The sequence below is a fragment of the Microvirga arvi genome (assembly GCF_016892765.1).
Classification (GTDB): Bacteria; Pseudomonadota; Alphaproteobacteria; order Rhizobiales; family Beijerinckiaceae; genus Microvirga; species Microvirga arvi.
Genome location: NZ_JAFEMD010000134.1, coordinates 1 through 4,644, shown reverse-complemented (window position 1 = coordinate 4,644; position 4,644 = coordinate 1). Strand labels below are relative to the sequence as shown.

Sequence of the window (4,644 nt, the reverse complement as noted above, 5' to 3'; positions counted from 1 at the left end):
GTCCACTCCGCGCCCGGCCTCGGCTCATGCCTCAGCTTAACGACACCGTCTGTCAGATTAAGTCCAAACTACTTCACGTCATGTGCTGGTCCGCGCTGCGCCCTTGCCCAACCTGCCAGAATGATCGAGGTACTGCCCCAGTCCAAACCCTTTGCATTCGACAGGCTCGTTACATGATTGCTGATCTTGAGAGTGCCTGCGATATCCCTGCGGAGGACGTAAACGCGACACAGATGCCAAAGCCCCTGCGCTAAAGCCGCATCGTTGGGCTTCTCCTGCGCCTCGGCAATCATGCTTTCACTTAACTCCAGCGCTTCATCGGGATGCCCCAGACAACAGAGTGTCACCGCAAGCATCGCTGAGACCGTCGGCTCAATATCAACCAGAGCATTTGCACTAAACGTGTCCTGGATTCCGGCAGATGCACCGAAGAGCTTCAATGCCTCAGTTGCGTGAGTGCGTGCTTGACGAAGCCTTCCCATTGGACCCAGGATCAGTGACATCCTGGCATGCGCTATAGCCAATGCACGCGAGCTTCCATCGCACTGCGCCCTCTCGAAAAGCTGCACGCCTCCTTTGAGAGCGACATCGAGATCTCCTCGCATGACCGAGTGAGCTCCGAGCCTGTTTAAAACAGCCATGAGAGTGGTTGACTCATTGAGGTCCTCGCACAAGACGCGAGCTCGGTCGTAAGCCCCGCGGGACTCAAGTGAACTATAGCCCTTCGTCGCGATCAGCGCTTTCCCGAGAATGAGCAGAAGATCCAGTTCCTTTCGGCTTCGCTCCCTGCCTTTGGGTAGCATCGGAGCGAGGTGCAGTCCCTTCTGGATCTGCGTAATGGCCTCTTCCATCGACCATCGTTCGAAGGCCCGCTGCCCGGCCTTGAGCCGATACTCCACACTATGGTCGAGGAGACCTGCCTGTTCGAAGTGGTGGGCTAGGACCGCCGGCTGGCGTTCCACCATCTCAGGAAATCGCTCCTCTAGCACCCGTGCAATCGTGCCGTGCAATTCTTGCCGCCGGCTCTTGAGCAGCGTTGCGTAAGCTGCATCCTGCACCAAAGCGTGCTTGAACGTATAACTCACCTCAGGTGGGTTTCCGCGAGCGAATACCAGTTCAGCCGACGTGAGCTGTTCCAGCGCCTGGCGCAGCACCTCCTCGCTCTGACCTGAAACAGCCGCCAGCAGCTCAAACGAGAACTCCCGCCCGATTGCCGCCCCGATCTGCGCCACTTCGCCCAAGGGCGCCAGCCGGTCAAGTCTTGCCATCAGCGATCCCTGCAGCGTCGTCGGGATCGCTAAAGTTGGCAGCGCTCCCGAAAGCACAAAGTGCGCGTCCTCCTCCCGCACAATGCCGCTTTCCAGGATCGAGTTCGTGAGCTCCTCTAAGAATAGCGGAACCCCATCAGTGCGTTCGACAATCTGCTCGTGTACCTCAGCAGGCAGAGACTTTCCACCAGTGAGCCACCCGACCATCTCATTGCGCTCGCGTCGGCTCAGACGTTTGAGAGCCAGCATCGTCACATGCTCGCGCCCGATCCAGCTCGCCTGGAACTCCGGCCGGAATGTCACCAGCATCAGTATTGGCAGCTGCAGAATGCGATCAAGCGTCAGATTGATCAGGTCGCGTGAGAATGGGTCGATCCAATGCACGTCCTCCCATATAATCAGCACCGGCGCGGTTCGGGCCAGTGCCTCAAGCTGATGGATCAGCGCTGTGAGCAGCCGCTCCCTCTTCTTTTGCGGTGAGAGCCCCTGCGGCAGGGTCAAGCCTTCGGTGGGTGCCGACAGAAGCTCGGCCATAAGCGCGAAGTCTTCAGCATCCGTTTCAGGAGCTAAAAGTGCCCGCAGTTTGTCCAGGCGAGCCGGGCCATCGTCCTCACGCTCAAACTTGGCCGCCCTCTCCAGCCGCTGGATCACCGGAAAAAGAGCGATGTCCTGATGGTGTGGCGAGCAAAAATAGCGCAGCCGCAGTGGCGCTTCGCCGGCCAGCATCTCCTCGGTAGCAACGACCAAGCGCGACTTGCCTAGTCCAGCTTCGCCGGAGAGCAACACCGCCTGTCCCTCGCCTGTACGCGCTTGTGCCCAGCGGCGCCGGATCAGGTCGAGTTCGTCACGGCGACCGACCAGAGGGGTGAGTTCGCCCGAGTGGAAGGCCTCGAAGCGGCTCTCGGTGCGGCTCTCATCTGTCACCCGCCAAGCGCAGACCGGCGCGGTGAAGCCCTTGACCTCCACGACGCCGAGTTCGGTCATTTGGAACAAGTTGCCTACGAGGCGGCGGGTCTCCTGGGCGATCACCACCTGCCCGGGCCCAGCCAGATTTTGCAGGCGGGCGGCGAGGTTCGGTGTCTCGCCAACTACCGCCTGCTCTTGGGACGACCCCGCCCCGATTAGATTGCCAACCACCACCTCGCCCGTAGCGATGCCGACCCTCACCTGCAGGACCTCGTCATGAGGGCAGAGTGCCGGAACGGCGGCGAGCAGGCTGAGACCGGAGCGGACCGCCCGCTCGGCGTCGTCTTCGTGCGCTTGTGGATAACCAAAATAGACCAGAACGCCGTCCCCCATGTACTTGGCGACGAAGCCGCCATAGCGGGTCACTTCGGCACAGACGCCGGCCTGGTAGGCCTCAATGATCTCGCGCAGATCTTCCAGATCCAGGCGGCCTGCCAATTGGAACCAACGAGATCACAAAACATCACCGTCAACTGACGCCGCTCAGCGTCTGGAACTACTTTTTTCAAGGCAGGATGAGGAGGCATTTGAGACGACAAAGCGGCAGGAAGTGCCGCAATGGCTTTGAGCAGCTTCTTGCGATGGCCGAGGAGGACGCCGAGCTTCTCTAGGTCCAGCTCGCTCAGGTCAAGCAGAACCTCCGGATCGATGGCATGAGCGAGAAAGACCGCCTCATACTGTTCAAGACCGAGAGACCGAAGCCAAGCACCGATATCCATCGCGGCTCCTCCTCGAATGGAAATTTACCAGAGGCTGTGACGGGTGGCGATATTCTTCGCCAAGAATTCCGACATTGCGCAGGAAGTGAGGGTCAGGTTCGGGTCTTGGTTGTCGTCTAATCGCTCGTTGGAATGCAAGCCCTTTTTGGTGCCGAGGCTGTGGTTTGCCGGGAGCAGTGTCGTCTTCGCGGTCGACATCAGTCGCCGCATGATGGGGCTTCGCGGGGGGAACCTTCCAAGGTGTAAAACGCACGCTTCAGCCTATGGGCTTGCAGGTGCACCAACCAAGGCGGAATGGTTCATCCACGTCCCGGCAGGGACGCCTCAACGCGCCTCAGGGCAGGCGCATCTGAGTTCTGTCTGGATCAGGTGGTGGCGCTGACCGCCCGGTTGAACGGCTCACCGGATTTGAGCATCGCGTGCATGATGACCGCCAACTTGCGGGCCACGGCCACAGCCGCGCGCTTGAAGCCGATCCGCTCGCGCAGCATCAGCCCCCATCGGCGCAGGTCGCTCTCGGCATGGGTGCGCGTCAGGATCACGGTTGCGGCCTCATAGAGCAGCCCTCTCAGATGGGCGTCGCCGCGCCGGGAGATATGCCCATCATAATCAACCTCTCCGGATTGATAGCGGCGGGTCGTCAGCCCCAGCCACGCGCCGACCGAGCGCGACTTGCTGAAGTTGGCAGGATCCTCGATAGCGGCCGTGAACGAGGCAGCGGTAATCGCGCCGACCCCGGGGATCGACATCAGCCGCTGACAGGCCTCGTTCTGCCGAGTGCCGGCGAGAAGTTGGCGCCCCAGGACGGATGCCCGGCTGCGCACGCTGCGCCAGGCCTCCAGCACCGGCAGGATGATCCGGGCAAGCTCCTCCTGCCCCGCCAACAGGCGCTGGACTTCGGCTTCGAACGTGGCGCCTTTGCCGCGGGGCACAACCAACCCGAACGTCTTCATCAGCCCGCGGATCTGGTTGGACAGCTCGGTTGTGATCTGGACCAATCGGGCCCGTGCAGCCACCAGTGTGCGGACCAGCATGCTGTCATACCCTTTCACCCGCACCGCGCGGTAGAAGCCGACTTCAGCCAGATGGGCCAGGCCATCGGCATCATTGGCGTCAGTTTTGTTGGGTGCCATGTCGAGGGCTGCCTTGGCATGGCGTGCGTCGATGCAGATGGCCGGCAGCCCCTCGGCCTGGAGTGCATGATAGAACCACACTGACAAAGGCCCGGTCTCGAACACCACCCGCTTAGGCTCGAGGGTGCGCATGCGGACAACTTCCGCAATCAGGGTTGGATCCGAGGGGCACTTGCCGCGCCAGATCCTCTTGCCGTCCCTCCGCACGGAAATCGCCGTCTCTTTCAACGACACGTCAAGACCGATATACTCACCCATGGTTGTTCTCCGTTCGATGCTTGGGCCCGGCGTCCAGTCGAGAGCCCGTACCTCCATCTTATCGGGGAACAACCACCCGCTCTTCCATGCAGTGTCCTCTGGCCTGAGGGCGACTCGCTCCGCGATTACCCAATGTGTAAAATCGCTGACGTGTCGCTCGTTGAAGCAATTTAATGTCTTGAGAGGCCCAATAGTCCGGAGATTTCCCGGCATAGGGTGTAGATGTTGTACAAATAGTTCGTCGGGCTCGAACCTGTTCGCGTTTTGACACATGGAGTAATTCCGGGGACCGCGCCATAA

3 protein-coding genes are annotated in these 4,644 nt (G+C 60.6%); all 3 read right to left on the bottom strand.

Features of this window, described 5'->3' with window-relative positions; translation table 11 throughout:
• Positions 1–68: 68 nt before the first annotated feature.
• The 3 genes from ILT44_RS29880 to ILT44_RS29870 all read right to left on the bottom strand — a co-directional run bounded on the left by ILT44_RS29880 (position 69) and on the right by ILT44_RS29870 (position 4,344).
• The gene (locus tag ILT44_RS29880; RefSeq protein ID WP_204243242.1) at positions 69–2,672 is read right to left on the bottom strand and encodes an ATP-binding protein; all 2,604 of its coding nucleotides are present in this window, start codon (positions 2,670–2,672) and stop codon (positions 69–71) included.
• Positions 2,597–2,953 carry an SAM domain-containing protein gene (locus ILT44_RS29875; protein ID WP_204243241.1) on the bottom strand — a complete coding sequence of 119 codons (357 nt, stop codon included), beginning with the start codon at positions 2,951–2,953 and terminating at the stop codon, positions 2,597–2,599. The genes ILT44_RS29880 and ILT44_RS29875 overlap by 76 nt, the downstream gene beginning before the upstream one ends.
• 365 nt (positions 2,954–3,318) lie before the next feature.
• Positions 3,319–4,344 (bottom strand): IS110 family RNA-guided transposase, encoded by a 1,026-nt coding sequence (locus ILT44_RS29870; protein ID WP_204243240.1) that lies wholly within the window; start codon positions 4,342–4,344, stop codon positions 3,319–3,321.
• Between the last annotated feature and the right edge of the window lie 300 nt (positions 4,345–4,644).